This window comes from Haloferax prahovense, assembly GCF_000723845.1.
Classification (GTDB): Archaea; Halobacteriota; Halobacteria; order Halobacteriales; family Haloferacaceae; genus Haloferax; species Haloferax prahovense.
In genome coordinates, this window is sequence record NZ_LK053000.1 from 1,023,764 (window position 1) to 1,041,758 (window position 17,995).

17 protein-coding genes are annotated in these 17,995 nt (G+C 66.0%); 6 read left to right on the top strand and 11 right to left on the bottom strand.

Annotation, left to right across the window (positions count from 1 at the left end; all coding sequences use genetic code 11):
• Positions 1–43: 43 nt before the first annotated feature.
• Together BN984_RS04965 and trmB are read left to right on the top strand one after the other, a co-directional pair.
• Positions 44–784: a proteasome assembly chaperone family protein gene (locus tag BN984_RS04965; RefSeq protein ID WP_008095094.1), complete on the top strand. Its 741-nt coding sequence runs from the start codon at positions 44–46 to the stop codon at positions 782–784.
• Between the two features lie 129 nt (positions 785–913).
• The gene (gene trmB / locus BN984_RS04970; RefSeq protein WP_004974690.1) at positions 914–1,975 is read left to right on the top strand and encodes an HTH-type sugar sensing transcriptional regulator TrmB; all 1,062 of its coding nucleotides are present in this window, start codon (positions 914–916) and stop codon (positions 1,973–1,975) included.
• Between the two features lie 60 nt (positions 1,976–2,035).
• Here trmB and BN984_RS04975 read toward each other — a convergent pair whose 3' ends face one another.
• The 8 genes from BN984_RS04975 to BN984_RS05010 form a co-directional block, all read right to left on the bottom strand.
• Positions 2,036–2,830, bottom strand: a complete 795-nt coding sequence (locus tag BN984_RS04975) for a hypothetical protein (protein WP_049967808.1) — start codon at positions 2,828–2,830, stop codon at positions 2,036–2,038.
• 42 nt (positions 2,831–2,872) lie between these two features.
• Positions 2,873–3,967, bottom strand: coding sequence for a Gfo/Idh/MocA family protein (locus tag BN984_RS04980; protein WP_008095092.1), 1,095 nt, complete (start codon positions 3,965–3,967; stop codon positions 2,873–2,875).
• A gap of 156 nt (positions 3,968–4,123) precedes the next feature.
• Positions 4,124–4,327: a hypothetical protein gene (locus BN984_RS04985; RefSeq protein WP_004042869.1), complete on the bottom strand. Its 204-nt coding sequence runs from the start codon at positions 4,325–4,327 to the stop codon at positions 4,124–4,126.
• Positions 4,328–4,428: 101 nt separating this feature from the next.
• Positions 4,429–5,616: an ABC transporter ATP-binding protein gene (locus BN984_RS04990; RefSeq protein ID WP_008095091.1), complete on the bottom strand. Its 1,188-nt coding sequence runs from the start codon at positions 5,614–5,616 to the stop codon at positions 4,429–4,431.
• Between the two features lie 2 nt (positions 5,617–5,618).
• Positions 5,619–6,578, bottom strand: a complete 960-nt coding sequence (locus tag BN984_RS04995) for a carbohydrate ABC transporter permease (RefSeq protein ID WP_049967809.1) — start codon at positions 6,576–6,578, stop codon at positions 5,619–5,621.
• 1 nt (position 6,579) lies between these two features.
• On the bottom strand, positions 6,580–7,527 hold the full coding sequence (locus tag BN984_RS05000; protein WP_008095088.1) for a carbohydrate ABC transporter permease: 948 nt from the start codon (positions 7,525–7,527) through the stop codon (positions 6,580–6,582).
• Between the two features lie 126 nt (positions 7,528–7,653).
• Positions 7,654–9,204 carry a substrate-binding domain-containing protein gene (locus BN984_RS05005; protein WP_115819362.1) on the bottom strand — a complete coding sequence of 517 codons (1,551 nt, stop codon included), beginning with the start codon at positions 9,202–9,204 and terminating at the stop codon, positions 7,654–7,656.
• A 155-nt stretch (positions 9,205–9,359) separates the two neighbouring features.
• The gene (locus BN984_RS05010) at positions 9,360–10,337 is read right to left on the bottom strand and encodes an aldo/keto reductase (protein WP_049968584.1); all 978 of its coding nucleotides are present in this window, start codon (positions 10,335–10,337) and stop codon (positions 9,360–9,362) included.
• A gap of 125 nt (positions 10,338–10,462) precedes the next feature.
• Between BN984_RS05010 and priS the strand changes: the two genes are divergently transcribed.
• The 3 genes from priS to bcp are packed head-to-tail and all read left to right on the top strand — an operon-like array spanning position 10,463 to position 13,086.
• On the top strand, positions 10,463–11,620 hold the full coding sequence (gene priS, locus BN984_RS05015; RefSeq protein WP_008095082.1) for a DNA primase small subunit PriS: 1,158 nt from the start codon (positions 10,463–10,465) through the stop codon (positions 11,618–11,620).
• Positions 11,617–12,582, top strand: coding sequence for a DNA replication complex subunit Gins51 (locus tag BN984_RS05020; protein ID WP_049967810.1), 966 nt, complete (start codon positions 11,617–11,619; stop codon positions 12,580–12,582). Before priS ends, BN984_RS05020 begins: the two co-directional genes overlap by 4 nt.
• A 36-nt stretch (positions 12,583–12,618) precedes the next feature.
• Positions 12,619–13,086, top strand: coding sequence for a thioredoxin-dependent thiol peroxidase (gene bcp, locus BN984_RS05025; RefSeq protein ID WP_049967811.1), 468 nt, complete (start codon positions 12,619–12,621; stop codon positions 13,084–13,086).
• A gap of 381 nt (positions 13,087–13,467) precedes the next feature.
• Here bcp and BN984_RS05030 read toward each other — a convergent pair whose 3' ends face one another.
• Positions 13,468–15,732, bottom strand: a complete 2,265-nt coding sequence (locus BN984_RS05030; protein ID WP_008095076.1) for a CDC48 family AAA ATPase — start codon at positions 15,730–15,732, stop codon at positions 13,468–13,470.
• Positions 15,733–15,984 (bottom strand): Hsp20/alpha crystallin family protein, encoded by a 252-nt coding sequence (locus tag BN984_RS05035; protein WP_008095074.1) that lies wholly within the window; start codon positions 15,982–15,984, stop codon positions 15,733–15,735.
• Positions 15,985–16,236: 252 nt separating this feature from the next.
• Here BN984_RS05035 and BN984_RS05040 point away from each other — a divergent pair, with 252 nt between their 5' ends.
• A complete protein-coding gene (locus BN984_RS05040; protein ID WP_049967812.1) occupies positions 16,237–17,019 on the top strand; it encodes an alpha/beta fold hydrolase in 783 nt (260 codons plus the stop codon).
• A 27-nt stretch (positions 17,020–17,046) separates the two neighbouring features.
• On the opposite strand, the gene panB is transcribed toward BN984_RS05040, so the two are convergent.
• Positions 17,047–17,856, bottom strand: a complete 810-nt coding sequence (panB, locus tag BN984_RS05045) for a 3-methyl-2-oxobutanoate hydroxymethyltransferase (RefSeq protein WP_008095070.1) — start codon at positions 17,854–17,856, stop codon at positions 17,047–17,049.
• Positions 17,857–17,995: the final 139 nt, after the last annotated feature.

Here is a 17,995-nt window from a genome sequence, read left to right on the forward strand (position 1 = left end):
GGTCGCGGTGAACGGCTAAGTGTCACCGGGGCGTAGAGAGCGCATGAACCACGTGACGACGCCCGGACCGGACTTCCGCATCACCCACGAGACGCCGCCCAGCCGAGCGCTCCTCTGCGGCTTCTCGTCGTTCGGACTCGCCGGTCTCACGGCCGTCGACTTCATCGTCGACCACCTCGACCTCGAACAGACTGGCCACCTCACCGTCGAGGGCCTCCCGGCGGTGACTCCATTCGAGAACGGCCGCCCTCGGCATCACACCCGGCTGTTCTCCCGCGAGGACCTCGACGTGACCGTCCTCGTCGGCGAGCTGTTCGTCCCGGCCGTCCACGGCACCCAGTTCGGCAACGCCATCCTCGAGTGGACAGAGCACAATCAAGTCGAGGAACTCGCGGTCCTCTCGGGGATTCCGATGGCTCACGGCCCCGACGAACACCGCGTGTTCTACATCGCCACCGACGACTACCGCGAAGCGCGACTCGCCGACAGCGACATCCCTCCGATGGGTCGGGGCTTCTTCGACGGCACCAACGCGGCGCTCGTCGAGCGCGGCATCGGGTCGCCCCTCGGCGTCGGCGTCTACGTCACGCCGGTTCACGCTCAAGTCCCCGACGTAGAGGCGACGATTCGACTCGTCGACGCCGCCAACGAGGTGTACGACCTCGGCGTCGACTCCTCGCCGCTGGAGTCGTTCGCGGCCGAGGTCCAGCAGTACTACGCCGAACTCGCCGAGCGACTCCACGACAGCGAGGCCGACCTCCCCGACGACCGGATGTACATGTGAGCGCCGACCCGCCCGCCGTCAAATAGCGTCCGACAGCCGGTCTGCTACCGTTTGTGCCACTTGTTTTCGGAATTTTGTGCTACTCGGATTTCAGTAAATGATTTAGGTGATGCCGTACACGTCACGACCATGGCTGACGAACTGCGGCTCACCATGGAGCGAGTCGGTGAGCGCTTCAACCTCGGCGAGTACGAGATAGACGCGTATCTGGCCGTCCTCGAACACGGACAGTTGACGGCGAGCGAAATCGCCGACCGAACCAGCATCCCCCAGCCGCGGGTGTACGACACGGTCCGGAGCCTGTCGGACCGCGGCCTCGTCGAACTCCGCGAGTCGCGGCCGATGAAAATCGTCGCAGTCGATCCCGACGACGCCTTCGCGAACGTCAAGACCTCGCTGGAGGAGCTCATCGAGGAGTTAGAGGCGCGCTACACCGCCCCGGCCCGCGACACCGAGGCCGTCTCGCTCGTCAAGTCGCGGTCGACCATCCTCCGCTACATCGAGGAGATTATCGAGGCCGCGGAGTACGAACTCGTGCTCTCGTTGACGCCCGACCTGCTTCGTCGCTTCCGCGATGACCTCGCGGCGGCCATCGACAGCGGCGTCAGCATCGACCTGCTCGTCACGCCCGCCTCCCGCGCGCCCGACCCGGACGAGTTCAACTACCTCGACGTGGCGACCATCGCCCGCGCCCGCCGCGGCATCACCTCGCCCGTCCTCGCGGTCGCCGACGGCGAGTACTCCATCTACGCGACCCAAGACGCCCTCCGCGACGACCGCGACCGCTACGGCGTCATCTTCAACCGCTCCGCGCTCGGCTTCCTCGTGAGCGGCTTCTTCGGGACCGTCCTCTGGAGCACCGCCGAGACCATCGTCGCCAACGGCAAGCGCCGGCCGTTCCCGCGCCGCTACGCCTCCATCCGCCGGGCCGTCAAGGACATCCGCGAGATAGAAGGCGACTTCTACGCCTCCGTCTCCGGCCGCGACATCGAGACCGGCGACCCCATCGTGGTCGAAGGGCGCGTCATCGAGACGGCCTTCGAGGACACGGAGGAGGTCGCGTCGCTCCACATCGAGACCGAAGAGGGCGTCGTCGAGGTCGGCGGGCTGGTCGCCGCGCTCGAAGACGTCGAAGGACAGGAGATTCTGCTCGGCCGCGACGAGGTTCCGAACCGCGACGAAATCGTCTGAAGCCGCGTCGTCAGTTTCCGCTCGCGTCTTTTCCGCTCGACTAGTCCCCGCCAGCGACGGCTACTCGTCGGGGAACTCGTAGACGACCGCGCCGCAGTCCGCACAGCCGAGGACCTCGTGTTCCGGCGAGTCGTACAGCCCCGCGGTGCCGCCGCAGCAGTTGCGCGTCGTCGTCTCCTCGACCGCGCCGCCGCAGTCCGGACAGACCTCGGTGAACATCCGCATCGGTTCCGTGGCCGCGAGCGCGACCATCGGGTCGACGCCGCGCTCGACGACCGTGTAGAGCGTCGCCACGTCCGCGATGGCCTGCGGCCGGGAAATCCACACGGACATCGAGGGGCCGTCTAGCGAGATGCCTCCGAACTCGGCGTCGACGGTCGCCTCGAACGGGACCGCGTTGCCGACTGCCTCGGCGAGTTCCTCGTCCGTGGTCTTCCGGAGCGTCGCCATCGTCGACTCCCACTCCTCGCGGGCATCGTCGGCGAGGAACAGGCCGTCTTCCTCCTCGACGAGCACCCCGGCGTTCAGGAGCGTCGAGAGCATCACGTCGGGGTCGACGTTGGCGTCGAGCGACTCCGACCGGCGGTCGGGGGCGTCGACGCCGTGGTCGAAGTAGCCGGCGAGACCGAGCGCAGAGACGACTCGGGGCGCGAACGAGGGCGTGCCGGGGACGACGTAGCCCCGCAGGTACACCGCGAGCGCGCCGCCGACGAGGACGACGAAACCGACCAGCGGCGAGAGCACGCTGACCGCGAGGCCGACGAGGACGACCAGCGCGACGTTGACGGCGGTACACGGGAGACAGCGGTTCTCGCCGGTGTGTTCCGGGCGCTTGAGTGAGTCGATGACGGACATGGTGTGAAAAGTGGGACTGAGAGGTGTTCGCGTTCGCGGTGGTCAGTTCGCCGGGGGCGTCTCGGTCTCGACCGCGTCGAGGCGGACCGCCTTCCCCGTCTCCGACGAGCGGTAGATGGCGTCGATGACGCGCTGGACGGCGAGCCCCTGTTCGACCGTGTTGCGGCCGGGGTGTTCGCCCTCGGCGACGGCCGCGAGGAACGCCTCCTGTTCGGTCTTGTGGGTGTCGTTGTCCTGCGTCTCTACGTCGGCCGTCGAGAGGTGGTTGCCGCCGCCGACGCCGTCCTCGTAGAACTGGAGGTCGTGGCTCGCGCGGTCGAAGCGCACGCCGCCCTCCGTGCCGCGGAGGAAGAACTCGTCGTTGGTCGGGCGGTTCGTCGCCCACGCGACTTCGAGGGAGATGGTCGTCCCCTCCTCGGTGCGGATGAAGGCGCTCGCGGAGTCGTCCACGTCGAACGCCTCCGGCCCGACGTCGTCGCCCCACATCTCGACGAAGGTGTAGTCGTCGCGGTCGCCGAACTCCGAGCGGGTGACGCCGGAGACCTCGACGACCTCGGGGAAGTCGAGGAAGTAGAGCGCGAGGTCGATGGCGTGGACGCCGATGTCGATGAGCGAACCGCCGCCGGCGACTTTCTTGGAGGTGAACCACGACCCGCGGCCGGGGATGCCGCGGCGGCGGACGTAGTTGGCCTCGACGTGGGTGACGTCGCCGAAGCGGCCCTCCTCGTAGTGGTGGCGGACGACCTCGACGGGGTTGGCAAAGCGGTTGTTGAAGCCGACCATGCAGAAGCCGTCGGCCTCCTCGGCCGCCTCGGCGATTCGCTCGGCCGATTCGAGCGAGTGCGCGAGCGGCTTTTCGAGCAGCACGTCGAGGCCCGCGTCGAGCGCGGCGACGGCGTACTCCTCGTGGAAGCGGTTCGGCGTGGTGATGATGACCGCGTCGACCTCCCCGAACAGCTCCGACTTCTCCTCGTAGGTGTTCACGTCGTACTTCTCCGCGAAGCGGCGACGGGCGTCCGCCTGGATGTCGAGGCCGCCGACGAGAGTCGCGCCGAGGTCGGCGAGGCGGTCTGCGTGGTGGTGTCCGATGTTTCCGAGTCCGACGATACCGACTCGGACCGATGATTCCGTACTCATGATTCGATGATTAACTACAGGTGGTGTTAAGTTTCACGTTCTTTGGTCTGAATTGCCAGAATCGACCGCGAGCGCCCGGTCAGACGGCGTTCGGGACGCGGGGTGAGGCGAACGACGAGGCGGGACGAGGCGACTGGCACGGGTCGAGACTGGGCGTCAGTAGAGCTGTTCTTCGCGCTCTTTGCGCTCTTCCTCGCGGCGCTTTTCCTCCTTGAGTCGGCGTCGCCCGCGGAGGTACTGCTTGCCCTTCGGGATGAACTTGTTCTTCAGGTCGAGGAGGAACGAGACGATGCCGTAGGCCCAGAAGAAAAACAGGACCGTCATCCCGCCGAGGTAGAACAGACCGAGTTCGTTGACCATGGATGTGTGATGTGGTGTGGCTCCGATAAGCGTTGTGCGGGCTGTGCGAGTTGCGAGCGGGCGACCGGAGACGAACCGACACGAGCCGTTTTACGGGCGCGTCAGTCGTCGCTTTCCGCTTCCGTGCCGGGCGCGCCGCTCGTCTGGACGGGCGTCTCGATGCCGTGGCTGATGGCCTCGCCCGTCTCGGTGTCGAAGAGGTGGACGCGCGAGCGGTCGAGGACGACCGTCACGTCCTCGTCCTCCTCGATGTCGGTGTCGGGTGCGACGCTCATCAGCAGTTGGTCGTTGGCGACGCCGCTCGTGTCTTCGAGGTTCGTCTCGGCCGACTCCGAGAGCTTCAGGTAGACGAATATCTCGTCGCCCATCGGTTCGAGCACGTCGGTCACGGCATCGATACTGTGGCTGGGGTTCGACACGAGCGCCTCGTCGCCGACGAGGTACACGTCCTCGGGGCGGATGCCCATCGTGACGTCGGTCCCCGCCTCGATGCCGAGGTTCGCGGGGTCGAACTCCACGTCGATGTTGGTCGAGACGAACCCGCCTTCCGTGACCTCGCCGTTGAGGAAGTTCATCGACGGCGAGCCGATGAAGCCGGCGACGAACAGGTTCGCGGGTTCGTTGTAACAGACCAGCGGCGGGTCGATCTGCTGGAGCTGTCCCGAGTCGATGACCGCGATGCGGTCGGACATCGTCATCGCCTCCGCCTGGTCGTGGGTGACGTAGATGATGGTCGTGTCCAGTTCCTTGTGTAGGCGCTGGAGTTCGGTCCGCATGTGGACCCGGAGCTTCGCGTCGAGGTTCGCCAGCGGCTCGTCCATCAGAAAGACGCCGGGATTGCGGACGATGGCGCGGGCGATGGCGACGCGCTGTCGCTGCCCGCCGGACATCTCGTCGGGCATGCGTTCGAGCATTCCCTGGAGTTGAACGATTTCGGCGGCGCGCTCGACGCGGCGCTCGATTTCCTCCTTGTCGTAGTTGCGGAGGCGGAGCCCGAAGGAGATGTTGTCGTAGACGTCCATGTGGGGGAACAGCGCGATGTTCTGGAACACCATCGCGACCCCGCGGTCCTTCGGCGGGAGGTTCGTCACCTCGCGGTCGCCGATGAACACCTTCCCCTCGGAGGGGATGGTGAGGCCCGCAATCATCTCCATGGTCGTCGACTTCCCGCACCCCGACGGACCGACGAGACAGATGAATTCTCCGTCTTCGATGTCGAGGTTCATGTCGTCGACCGCCGTTACGTCGTCGTAGTACTTGCTTACGTGTTCGAGTGTTACGTCTCCCATGGTTACTCCTTCAGCGCTCCTGCAGTCAGTCCACTCACGATGCGTTCCTGCGCGATGATGACAAGGATGGCCACGGGTAAGACCCCCACGATGGAGGCGGCGGCCATCAGGTTGTACGGGGTGTCGAACTGCCCCTGATACTTCAGGATACCCGCGACGATGGGCGCCCACGAGTCGGCCTCGCCGTTGTTCATCAGGAACGAGAAGAAGAACTCGTTGTAGACGCTGATGAACGTGAGGACGCCCGCGGTCGCCACGCCGGGTGCCGAAAGCGGCACGATGACGCGGAACAGCGCGCCCAGTCGGGTCGTTCCCTCTACCCGCGCCGCGTCCTCCAACCCATCGGGAATCTGCCCGTAGAAGGTTGTGAGGATGAATATCGACAGCGGCAGGAACAGCGCGCTGAACGGGAACACCATCGGTGCCGGCGTGTTGAACAGGTCCGGCGTCGATATCGTCACCATCCCGATGCTAATCGCCGTGTTCCCGGTGAACAGTTCGAAAAGCGGGATGAGGAACGCCGCCGGCGGGAAGTAGCTGATGGCGAGGATGCCGAGCATCAGCACGCCCTTTCCGGGGAACCGGAGGCGGCCGAAGACGTACCCCGCGAGGCTGGCGATGAGCAACACGAGCACGGTGGTCGTGATGCCCAGCACGAAGCTGTTGAACATGTACAGGTGGAACGGCACCCGTTCGAACATCGCGAGGAACACCTCGGGGTTGAACCCCTTCGGTACGAGCCCCATGTTGGCGATGAGGTTGTTCGGCGTGAGCGCGAGCACGAGCAGCCAGTAGAACGGGAACAGGGTCGTCACCAGGAAGAACAGCATCGCGACGTAGAACATCGCGCGGTAGACCCTGTCGGGGTTCTTGATGGCGGAGTCGACCCAGCGGCCGAGCGGCCCCTGTTCCATGTCGGCGTCGTCGGAGCCGATGCCGGCTCCCGAAGTTTCGCTGGACATCTTAGAGACCCTCGCTAGCGAAGTTCACGATGTACACCGAGACCACGACGGCGATGATGCCCGCGGTGACGAACGCCACGGTCGCCGAGGTCCCGTACAGCGGCGTGTTGAACGTCGTGACGACGAGACACGACAACGACGGGACCGTCTGACAGCCGGCCATGGTCTGGATGATACCGTAGACGCGCATCGCGTCGATGGTGCGGAACAGCATCGCCACGAGCACCGTCGGCAGGATGAGCGGGAAGGTGATGAGCTTGAACTGCTGCCAGCGCGACGCGCCGGCGACCTTCGCCACGTCGTACAGCGACCGGTCGATGCTCTGCATCCCCGCGAGGATGAGAAGCGCCATGAACGCCGAGGTCTTCCACACGTCGGCCACGATGATGAGGAACAGCGCGTCGGCGGTGTTCCGAAGCGGCGTCGTGCCGATGAGACCGAGCTGGTTCAACAGCGCCGGGTTCTCGCTCGTGCCGACGAGGAATCCGATGTTCGGCTGGAACATCAGGTACCAGATCATCCCCTGGATGACGATAGGAACGGCCCACGGGATGATGATGGCGACGCGGACCCAGCGGCGACCGCGGAAGTCCTGGTCGAGGATGAGCGCCTGACCGAAGCCGATGAGCGTTTCGAACAGCACGCTGAACACGGTGAAGATGAGCGTCACCGCGAGCGCGCTGGAGTAGATGTTCGTGACGAAGGGGAACTCCGAGCTGAACGTCGGGAGGAACTGCGACGGAAGCGCGTAGTTGCGCGCGCCGGTGAACAGGTCCACGTAGTTCTGCAGTCCGACGAACTCGCCGAGTCGCGCGGTCCCCGTCAGCCGGTCGGCGAACAGCGACATGCTGAACGTCGAGACCAGCGGGTAGACGGCGATTACCCCCAAGAGGACGAGCGCGGGCGTCAGAAGCAGGTACGCGAACTGCGTCTCGGAAAGCGACTCCATCCAGTTGATGGCCGAGGCGTACGGGCCGCTCCTCCGGGTGTCGGAAAGTGTCTCCCCTGATTGTTGTTCGGTAGCCATGTCAAATGATAACGTGTATGTTTGTTACGTCTCGGTAAAGACGTTGCTCTACGCGTTCTGCTCGATCTGTTCGAGCTGTGATGCGAGGTCGGACATCGCCTGTTCGGGGGATTTCTCCTGGGCGAACGCGGCGTTGACCTCCTGGGAGATGCGGCCGGACTGCTGCGGCCAAACGACGGTGACCGGGCGGGGAATCGCGTTCTCGCCGGCGACCTTCAGGGCGTCGAGGTAGCGGCCGATGATGGGCACCTCGGCGGCCTGGTCGGATTCGAGCAGCGACGGGCGCGGCGGAATCCAGCCGATGATGCGGAACATGTCCAGCTGGAACTGCTCGGTCTGCATCGTCCGAAGCACCTGCACCGCGGCCTGCTTCTGTTCGTCCGAGGAGTTCGGGTTCATCGTCATGTGCCAGCCGCCGAGGGCGGCGACGGGGCCGCCGGTGCCCTCGTACTGGGCCTCGTCGGCGGTGACGCCGTACGGAATCGGCATGACGCCGAGGTCCTCGCCGAAGCCGGTCTGGTCGTTCTCCTCCGACGGCTCCGCGCCGTTGATGACGATGGAGTACGGCCAGTTGCGGTGCATGACCGCGTTGCCCGTCGTGAAGGGCTGTCGGGACGGGTCCTCGGTCCACTGGAGGACCGCCTCGGGCGAGATGCCGCCCGTGATGCCGTCGAGGGCGTACTCATCGTCCTCGCCGTGGATGAGCGTCCGGACCATCCGAATCGCGTTGATGACCGGCTCTTCTTCGACCGTGATGGGGCGGTCACCGATGGGGCCGAACAGGTTCTCGCGGCCGCCGAAGTACGCGCCGCCGTACGAGGTCATGAACTCGTTGAAGTCACAGCACGACAGGCCCTCGTAGACGTTCGCCTGGAACGTGAACCCGTTCTCGATGTCGGGGTTGGCGTCGAGCGCCTCTTTCGTGACGCGCGAGAAGTCTTCCCACGACATGGACTCGGTCGCCCACGTCGAGAAGTCCTCGTCGGTGTAGCCCGCGTTTCGGAGCAGGTCCTTTCGGTACTGGACCGTCGGGAAGTCGGGGAACAGCGGCTGGCCGTAGAGGTCGCCGTTCGACCCCTTCGCCGTCGAGACGCTGGCCTCGAAGTACTCCTCTTCGATGGTACTGGTCATCTCCTCCGGGAGCGACTGCGAGAGGTTCTGCAGTTGGTTCCGCGCGATGAACGGAATCGTCCACCCGCTGTCCATCATGAGCAGCGTCGGCTCCGAGCGACCACCGGAGAGCCACTGCTGGTACTGTGCCTGCCGGTTGTCCGTCACCTGCGACCCGGCGAGGATGTCGATATCGATGTTCTCCGGGAGGCCGGCGTCCCGGAGCGCCTGCACGACTTCCTCTTCCGCCTCCGCGACGCGGGTGTCGGCGGCCCACTGAAGCGTGATGTCGTCGGTGGTCTCTTCGGTGTTAATCGGCGTGTCGGTGTCGGTGTCGGTGCCACCGTTTCCGCCGCCGTTGCCGTCTCCACCGCCGGTGCTAATGCACCCGGCCAGTCCGACGGCGACGCCCGATGCGCCGGCCGCCTTCACAAAACTGCGTCGAGAGACGCCAGTACGCTTGCCCTTGCGTGAGTCAGCATCAACCATTACAGTCTGTATTCTACAATTAGTGATTATTTATAGTTTTGGTGCTGGCCACTACCGGTGTTGTAGTAAATTACTTGTCAATAGTCTCGGCAGTCCGAAATTCAATCAGTCGAGAATCTGTAACTATTGTCCGTAAAGGTTAGCGCCGTTGACGCTTAGTCTTTACCCGGCGCGGGCCACCGCGGCGTCTTTGGGGCTTCGATTCGCTCGATATCGTTTTCACTCAGGTCCACGTCGAGCGCGCCGACGTTCTCTTCGAGGTGGTCGAGTCGGCGCGGCCCGATGATGGGCGCGTCCACGACGGGTTTGTGGAGGAGCCACGCGAGCGACACCTGCGCGGGCGTCGCCCCTTTCTCCTCGGCGAGCGAGCGAATCGCGTCGAGGACGCCCCAGTTCTCGTCGGTAAAGCGGTTCGACGTGTACTCGTCCGAGTCCGCGCGCGTGTCCGCTGGGACCTCGGCGTTGCGCTCGTACTTGCCCGTGAGGAAGCCGCCCGCGAGCGGCGACCACGGGATGACGCCGATGCCCTCGCCCTCGCAGACCGGAAGCAGGTTCGCCTCCTCGTGGCGGTCGACCGCGTTGTACTCCGGTTGCATGCAGGCGAAGCGTTCGAAGTTCTCCACGTCGGCGGTGTACAGCGCCCTCGTGAACTGGTACGAGGTCATCGTGCTCGCGCCGACGTAGCGGACGAGCCCCTCTTCGACGAGGTAGTCGAGCGCCGAGAGCGTCTCCTCGATGGGGACGCCGTCGTCCCAGCGGTGTATCTGGTAGAGGTCGATGTAGTCGGTGCCGAGTCGGTCGAGGCTCGCGTGCGCCTGGTCGATGATGTGCTTGCGCGAGAGCCCGGACTTGTTCGGCCCGTCACCCATCGGGAAGTAAACCTTCGTCGCGATGGCGAGCTCCTCGCGGTCGCGCTCGGCGATGGCCTCGCCGACGATTTCCTCCGACTCCCCGCGGGAGTAGGCGTTCGCCGTGTCGAGGAAGTTGATGCCGGCGTCGAGCGCGTTGTCGAGGAGGTCGAGACTCGCCTGCCTGTCGTTCATCATCCACTCCGCGCTGGAGCCGAAGTTCATACAGCCCAGACAGAGCCGTGAGACTTCGAGGCCGGTGTCGCCGAGGTAGGTGTACTCCATGTCGGTCACACCGCTTCATACACGAACGTCAATGATAAGCATACTCACATCACGGACGTGAGAGAAACGACCACGGCCGTGGGGAGACGTAATGGCTTTACCCGCGCCTCTGGAACCCGAGGTGTATGGACGGGCGCACTCGTGAGTACCTCGAAGGTCGCTTCGGTGACTACTACCGGAGCACCGACGTTCCGCTCCCGCCCGCGCCGGGCGAACGGGAGTGGGGGGTCATCCCGTGGTCGGCCGGCGGCACGCGGATGCACCGCCACCAGTCGCTTCTCGACCTCGGCGACCTCTCGGACTACCTCGCCCGGAGCGCGCCCCGGCACGTCTACTTCTCGTCGGCCCGGTTTTCGGACCCCGGCGCGGCCTCGATGGACGACAAGGACTGGCGCGAGGCCGACCTCGTCTTCGACATCGACGCGGACCACCTCCCCGGCGTCGACCCCGAGACGACGGGGTACGCCGATATGCTCGACGCCGGGAAGGAGGCCCTTCTCGACCTGCTGAGCCTCCTCGAAGACGACTTCGCGTTCGAGGAGATGCAGGCCGTATTCTCCGGCGGCCGCGGCTACCACGTCCACGTGCGCGACGAATCGGTCCGCGGCCTCGACAGCGAGGCCCGCCGCGAGGTGGTCGATTACATCCGCGCCATCGACCTCGACTTCGACGCGCTCGTCGAGACGCGACAGCACGGGACGACGACCCAGCGCGTCCTCCGAACCGAGGGCGGGTGGGGCCGGCGGACCCACCGGCGACTCCTCGCGTTCGTGGACGCGCTGTTGGAGATGGAAGAAGACGCCGCGCTCTCGCGGTTGAAGGAACTCGACGGTATCGGCGACGGGCGCGCGAAAACGATTCTCGGCGCGTTCCGGAACAACCCCGACGCCGTCCGCGAGGGCAACGTCGAGGCCGGCGGCCCGGGCGTCCGGACGCTGGTCGAGGCGCTCGCCCACGAGACCGTCGAGGACGAGACCTCGCCGATAGACGAACCCGTGACGACCGACACGAAACGGCTGATTCGCCTCCCGAAGAGCCTCCACGGCGGGTCGGGACTCGTCGTCGAACCGCTCGACCGCGACGAAATCGACGACTTCGACCCCCTCTCCGATGCGGTCCCGGACCGCTTCCGCGGCCGCGACATCGCCGTCAGAGTGACCGACCCCGGCGAGGTCGAGTTCGACGGCGATAGCTTTACACTCGACTCCGGCGTGCAGTCGGTAGACGAGAGCCTCGGCGTGTTTCTCATGACTCGCGGTCGAGCCGAGAAGGTGACAGAATGAACGTAGACGACCTCAGGAGCGTGCTTCGGACGGAGCGACAGAAAGACAGCCTACAGCACCTCCGCGAGTCGTTCTACGAGGACGTCGCGGAGTTCATCGCCGAGCAGAAGGCGAAACGCGAGCAGAAGGCCGAACAGCTCGGCACCCACTACTCGCCGGAGATTCGGCGGCTCACGGACGAAATCGAGACCGCGGAGGAGGTCGTCACCTCCATCTACGAGCGCCGCGTCGGCAAGGTCGTCAAGGCCGCGAGCTTCGCGGCCGCGGGGATGTCCTCCGAGACGGACGGGCTGACCCACGAGGAAAAGCGGCTGTTCGACGACCTCGTCGACCGCATCGAGGAGAACCGCGGCACGGTGCTCTCCGCGCTCGAAGACGTGTCGGCCGCCGACTCCCCGAAGGACGCCGTTTCCGCGACCGACGTGACGACCGCGGAACCGGGCGCGCCCGGCGATTCCGGACCCGCGGTTCCACCGGACGAACCCGACCCGGAGACCGCGCCGACCGGCATTGGCACCGACGCTGACGGCTCCGAGACCCCCACCGGCGACTCGGCCGCGGGCGACGTGCTCGCGGACGCGATGGGCGGCGGAACCGGCGACGACGCTTCGGGCGCGCAGTCGACGCCCCAACCGGACCCCAGCCGACCGGCCACCGAGGCCGCCGCGGTGTCGACCGATTCCGGCCCCTCGGACTCCGGTCCCGCGGTTCCGCCGGACGAACCAGACTCGGAGACCGCGGCCCCGTCAGCGGGCGATACCGACACGGTTGAACCGTCCGCCGACGACCCGCTTTCCGGTCTCGCCGACGAGCGCGAGACGGTCCGCATCACCGCCGACGTAGGGACCATCCTCGGCGTCGACGAGCGCGAGTACGACCTCGCCACCGAGGACGTGGTGACGCTTCCGGCGGCCAACGCCGACCCGCTGGTCGAGCGCGGCGCGGCCGAGAAACTCGACTGAGAAAGACCCTTCTTTCCGCCGCCGGAACTGGTGGCTATGCTCGACATTGGCGACGACGCCCCCGACTTCGAACTGCCCGACCAGCGCGGCGACCTCGTCTCGCTGTCCGACTTCCGCGGCGAGCACGTCGTGGTCTACTTCTACCCGCGCGCCGACACGCCGGGCTGTACCACCGAAGCCTGCGGCTTCCGCGACTCGTGGGACGAGTTCGAGGAACGCGACGCGACGGTTCTCGGCATCAGCGACGACCCCGTTTCGGACCTCGACTCGTTCGCCGAGAAGTACGACCTTCCCTTCACGCTCCTGTCGGACGAAGACGGCAGCGTCTCCTCGGCGTACGGCTCGTACGGCGAAAAGAACATGTTCGGCAAGACGTTCGACGGCGTCTTCCGCAACTCGTATCTCGTCGGCCCCGGCGGGACCATCGAGCGGGTCTACGAGGGCGTCTCGCCCGACGGCCACGCCGACGAAATCCTCGCCGATCTCGACGAACTGGACGGCTGAACGGGGACGCCGCCTCGACCGGGCGACTGCCCCGCCCCGCAGGACCGTCCGGTTTCCGTCTCGCGTCGAACCGACAACTACTGACCGAGTACATTCTTTACAAACGACGGGAGACACACCGCATTTCCGGTGAAATAAACGTAGAACTCGTTGATTATTGCGTATCCCGAGAACCGCGTACCACTACGTAGCAGATGGGAGTGATATGAACGTGACGGTCGCGGTGGCCCGTCGGGTGGTAGGTCGGATGAACGCGACCGCGAACCGCCCGGTCGGTCCGCGGCCGACGGTGCCGTCGCTCGGCGGTCGAGTTCGAAAAATCGTCGGAATCGCGGGGGTCGTCGGGGTCGCGTGGGAGTTCGCGCGACGGCCGCGGGCCGCTTACTGGAAGGTGCGGCCGACTTCGGTCTCGCGGTCGCGTTCGACCTCGCTCTTCTGGAAGCGCTCTTCGATCTCCTCGTAGCGGCGGCGCACGTCGTCGGTGACGCTCGCGCCGATTTCGTCGAGGGCGTTCTCGAAGTGTTCCATCGTCACGCGGACGTTACCGACGCTCTCGCCGATGTCCTCCTTCTCGACGCTCCGGATGAACTCGCGGGAGGCGTTCATCGACGCCTCGCGGGCGAGCGCTTCGAGGTCGGCACCGACGTAGCCGTCGGTCTTCGACGCGATTTTATCGAGGTCGACGTCGTCAGCCAACGGCTTTTCGCGGGTGTGCACGTCGAGGATGGCGCGGCGGGCGTCCTCGTCGGGGACGGGCACGTGGACGTGGCGGTCGAGGCGGCCGGGGCGCAGGAGCGCCGAGTCGATGAGGTCCGGCCGGTTGGTCGTCGCGATGACGACCACGTCTTCGAGCGCTTCGAGGCCGTCGAGTTCGGTGAGCAGTTGGGAGACGACGCGCTCGGTGACGCCCGAACTCGACGAGTCGCGACCGCGCTCGGTCGCGATGGAGTCGATTTCGTCGAAGAACACCACCGTCGGGGCGTTCTCGCGGGCCTTCTTGAACACCTCGCGGACGCCCTTTTCGGACTCCCCGACGAACTTGTTCAGGAGTTCGGGGCCCTTGATGGAGATGAAGTTCGACTCCGCCTCGTTGGCGACGGCCTTCGCCAGCAGGGTCTTCCCCGTCCCCGGCGGGCCGTACATCAGGACGCCCTTGGCGGCGTCCATGTCCATCTGCTGGAACACCTCGGGGTATTCGAGGGGCCACTGGATGGTCTCGCGGAGGCGCTCTTTCGTGGGTTCGAGTCCGCCCACGTCCTCCCACGTCACGTCGGGAACCTCGACGAACACCTCGCGGAGCGCCGAGGGCTCGATGCTCTTGAGCGCCTGTCTGAAATCGTCTTCCGTGACCTTGAGGCCTTCGAGCACCTCGGCGTCTATCTCCTCGGCGTCGAGGTCGAGTTGCGGCCGGATGCGCCGCAGGGCGTGCATCGCCGACTCCTTGGCCAGCGATTCGAGGTCCGCCCCGACGAAGCCGTGAGTGCTGTCGGCGTAGGCGTCGAGGTCCACGTCGTCGGTCAGCGGCATGTTCCGCGTGTGGACCTGCATGATTTCCTTGCGTCCGTCGCGGTCCGGCACGCCGATTTCGATTTCGCGGTCGAAGCGCCCGCCGCGGCGGAGCGCGTTGTCGATGGCGTCCACGCGGTTGGTCGCGCCGATGACGACGACTTCGCCGCGCTCGTCGAGGCCGTCCATGAGCGACAGCAGTTGGGCGACGACGCGGCGTTCCACGTCACCGCCGGCCTCGCTGCGCTTGGGCGCGATGGAGTCTATCTCGTCGATGAAGACGATGGCGGGCGAGTTCTCCGTGGCCTCCTCGAAGATTTCGCGGAGTTGCTCTTCGGACTCCCCGTAGTACTTCGACATGATCTCCGGGCCGGAGATAGTGTGGAACGAGGCGTCGATTTCGTTGGCGACGGCCTTCGCGATGAGGGTCTTCCCCGTCCCCGGCGGGCCGTGCAGGAGAACGCCCTTCGGCGGCTCGATACCGAGGCGCTTGAACAGCTCGGGGTGGCGCATCGGGAGTTCGATCATCTCACGGACCTGTTCGAGCTCCTTGTCGAGGCCGCCGATGTCCTCGTAGGTGACGGAGGGACCGCCGTCGTCGCCCGGCGCGGAGTCCTTGATCTGCTCGGCGGGCTTCTGGCTCACCTGGAATTCGGTGTTGTCGGTGACGACGACGGTGCCGTCCGGGTCGGTCGACGCGATTTTGATTGGCACCGACTGGTTCGACGCGCTCATGAAGCCGAAGCCGAGCGGAAGCTGGACGCTCTGGCCCTGCGCGACCGGCTGGCCGGAGAGCTTGTCGCGGATGTAAGTCCCGATGTTACCGCCGATGCGGAGGTTCTGCGGGAGCGCGATAGTGACGCGCTTTGCGGGCTTCACGTCGGCTTTCTCCACGTCCACGCGCTCGTCGATGCCGACGCCGGCCTGCTGGCGGAGACGACCGTCGATGCGGATGATGCCGGTTCCCTGGTCTTCGGGGTAACCGGGCCAGACGCGGGCGATGGCGGTCCCGTCGTTCGGACCGTCGATGCGGATGAAATCTCCGCCTTCGAGGTCGAGTTCCGCGGCCGCGGCTCGGTCGATAGCGGCGAGTCCGCGACCGGCGTCCTTCTGTTTGAGGGGTTTGACGATGAGTTTCATTTACTTGGTGAGGGTGATGGTGAGCACGCCGTTTCGAACCGCCACGTCGGCGTCGCCGCCGGCGGGGAGTTCGAACTCCGTCTCGGTCACGCGGTCGCCGAGGTCGGCCACGACGATGGCCGTCGACCCGACGATGTCCACGTCGACCTCGTCTTCCGAGAGGCCCACGTCGGCCGCGATGACCCAGCAGTCTTCGTATTCGTACCGGCGAATGAACCGCTCGTTCCCGCCGGCGAACTGTTGCATGCTCATGATAAGTCTAACCCAAGGTTAGCGTTTTGAATATATATATCTTTCTCCGACGAATCGGGTGACGACACCGATATGCCGCATTTCGGTTGAATTGCGGTTCACAGTCGTCACGCCTCACCGTGCTATTCGCGGCGGAGTAACGTCAAACTAGTGGCCACGGCAGTCGCCCGCACGGCCGAGGCGGGACGGACCGCCGCCGAAACCCGGTGCCGGCGTGGGGGTTTATTGGCTCGCGGCGACCAGTTTCGAGGTATGGAGACGGCCTCGGCGGACCACCACGGACGAGAGACAGCCTATCGATACCGCGACGCGGGCGGAGAAGGACCGACGGTTCTCTGTGTCCACGGGAGCGGCGGCGCACACGGCGTCTGGCGCGGTCAGTTCCGCCTCGCGAGCGACTACCCGGTCGCCGCACTGGACCTGAGCGGCCACGGCGACAGCGACGACGTGAACGCCGACGTCGGCTACGAGACGCTCTCGGCCTACGTCGACGACGTGGTCGCCGTGGTCGAGGAAACCGACGCGAGCGTCCTCGTCGGCAACTCGCTCGGCGGCGCGGTCGTCCTGACGCTGGCGCTCGAACGCGACCTCGACCTCGACGCGCTGGTCCTCGCCGGCACGGGCGCGAAACTCGCCGTGCTCTCGGACCTGCTGAACTGGCTCGACGACGACTTCGACCGCGCCGTCTCGTTCCTTCACGGGGAAGACAAACTGTTCCACACCGACGACGAGCGACTCGTCGAGGGCTCCAAAGAAGCGATGTACGACGCGGGACAGGCCGTCACCCGCCGCGATTTCCGGTCGTGTCACACCTTCGATGTGCGCGACGAAATCGAGGGGATTTCGGTTCCGACGCTCGCGCTCGTCGGCGAGTACGACCGGCTGACGCCGCCGTCGTACCACGAGTACCTCGCCGAGACGATGCCCGACTGCGAACTCGAGACGGTCGAAGACGCCGCGCACCTTGCGATGCTCGAACAGCCGGCAGCGTTCAACGAGGCCGTGAAAACGTTCCTCGACAGCCGCGTCGCGTGAGTTGAAGCCGCGCGGACGCGAGCCTCCTCAGTACAGTTCGTCGAGGTCGTCCTCGACGTGGCTGTGTTCGTCGGCCGGGAACTCGCCGGCCTCGACGGCGTCCCTGTACGCGCCGACCGCCGTCTCCATCTCGGATTTCACGTCGCCGAACTGGGCCGCAAACGGCGGCGTGCGGTCGCTCATCCCGACCACGTCGTCGACGACGAGCACCTGCCCGTCGCAGTCGGGGCCTGCGCCGATGCCAATCGTCGGGATGTCGATGGCCTCCGTGACCTGTTTTGCGAGGTTCGCCGGGACGTGTTCGAGGACGAGCGAGAACGCGCCCGCGTCGGCGTGGGCCTTCGCGAGGTCGAGAATCACCTGTGCGTCGTCGCGGTCCGTCCCCTGCCTGCCGTAGCCGACTTCCTTGACGCGCTGGGGGGTCAAGCCGAGGTGGGCCATCACGGGAATACCGAGCCGGACGAGGTGTTCTGTCAGCTCGACGGTGTGGGGGCCGCACTCCAGTTTGACCGCGTCGGCGTCGGCCTCCTTGAGCATCCGACCGCAGTGTTCGACGCTCGACGCCTCGTCCACGCCGAACGAGAGGAACGGCATGTCGGCGACGACGAGGGCGTCGTCGGCCGCGCGCGCCACCGCGGCGGTCCGGCTTGCTACGTCCTCGACGGTCACCGGCAGCGTCGAGTCGTAGCCGAGCGCCGTGTTGCCCATGCTGTCGCCGACGAGGATGATGTCGATTCCCGCCTCGTCGACGACGCTCGCGGTCGGCGCGTCGTACGCCGTGAGCATCGTGATGGGCTCGCTACCAGCCTTCGCTCGAATGGACCGTACCGTGACCATGCGTGCCGTTCGCGCGTCCGGGTTATCAGCCTTATCAGCCAACTCCAGCGCGCCGCGCGAGGTTCGCTCGTTGCGCCCGCTCACCCGAACCTGCGACCGAGGGAACACTTTACTCGGCGGAACGCGCCTGTGCGAACGA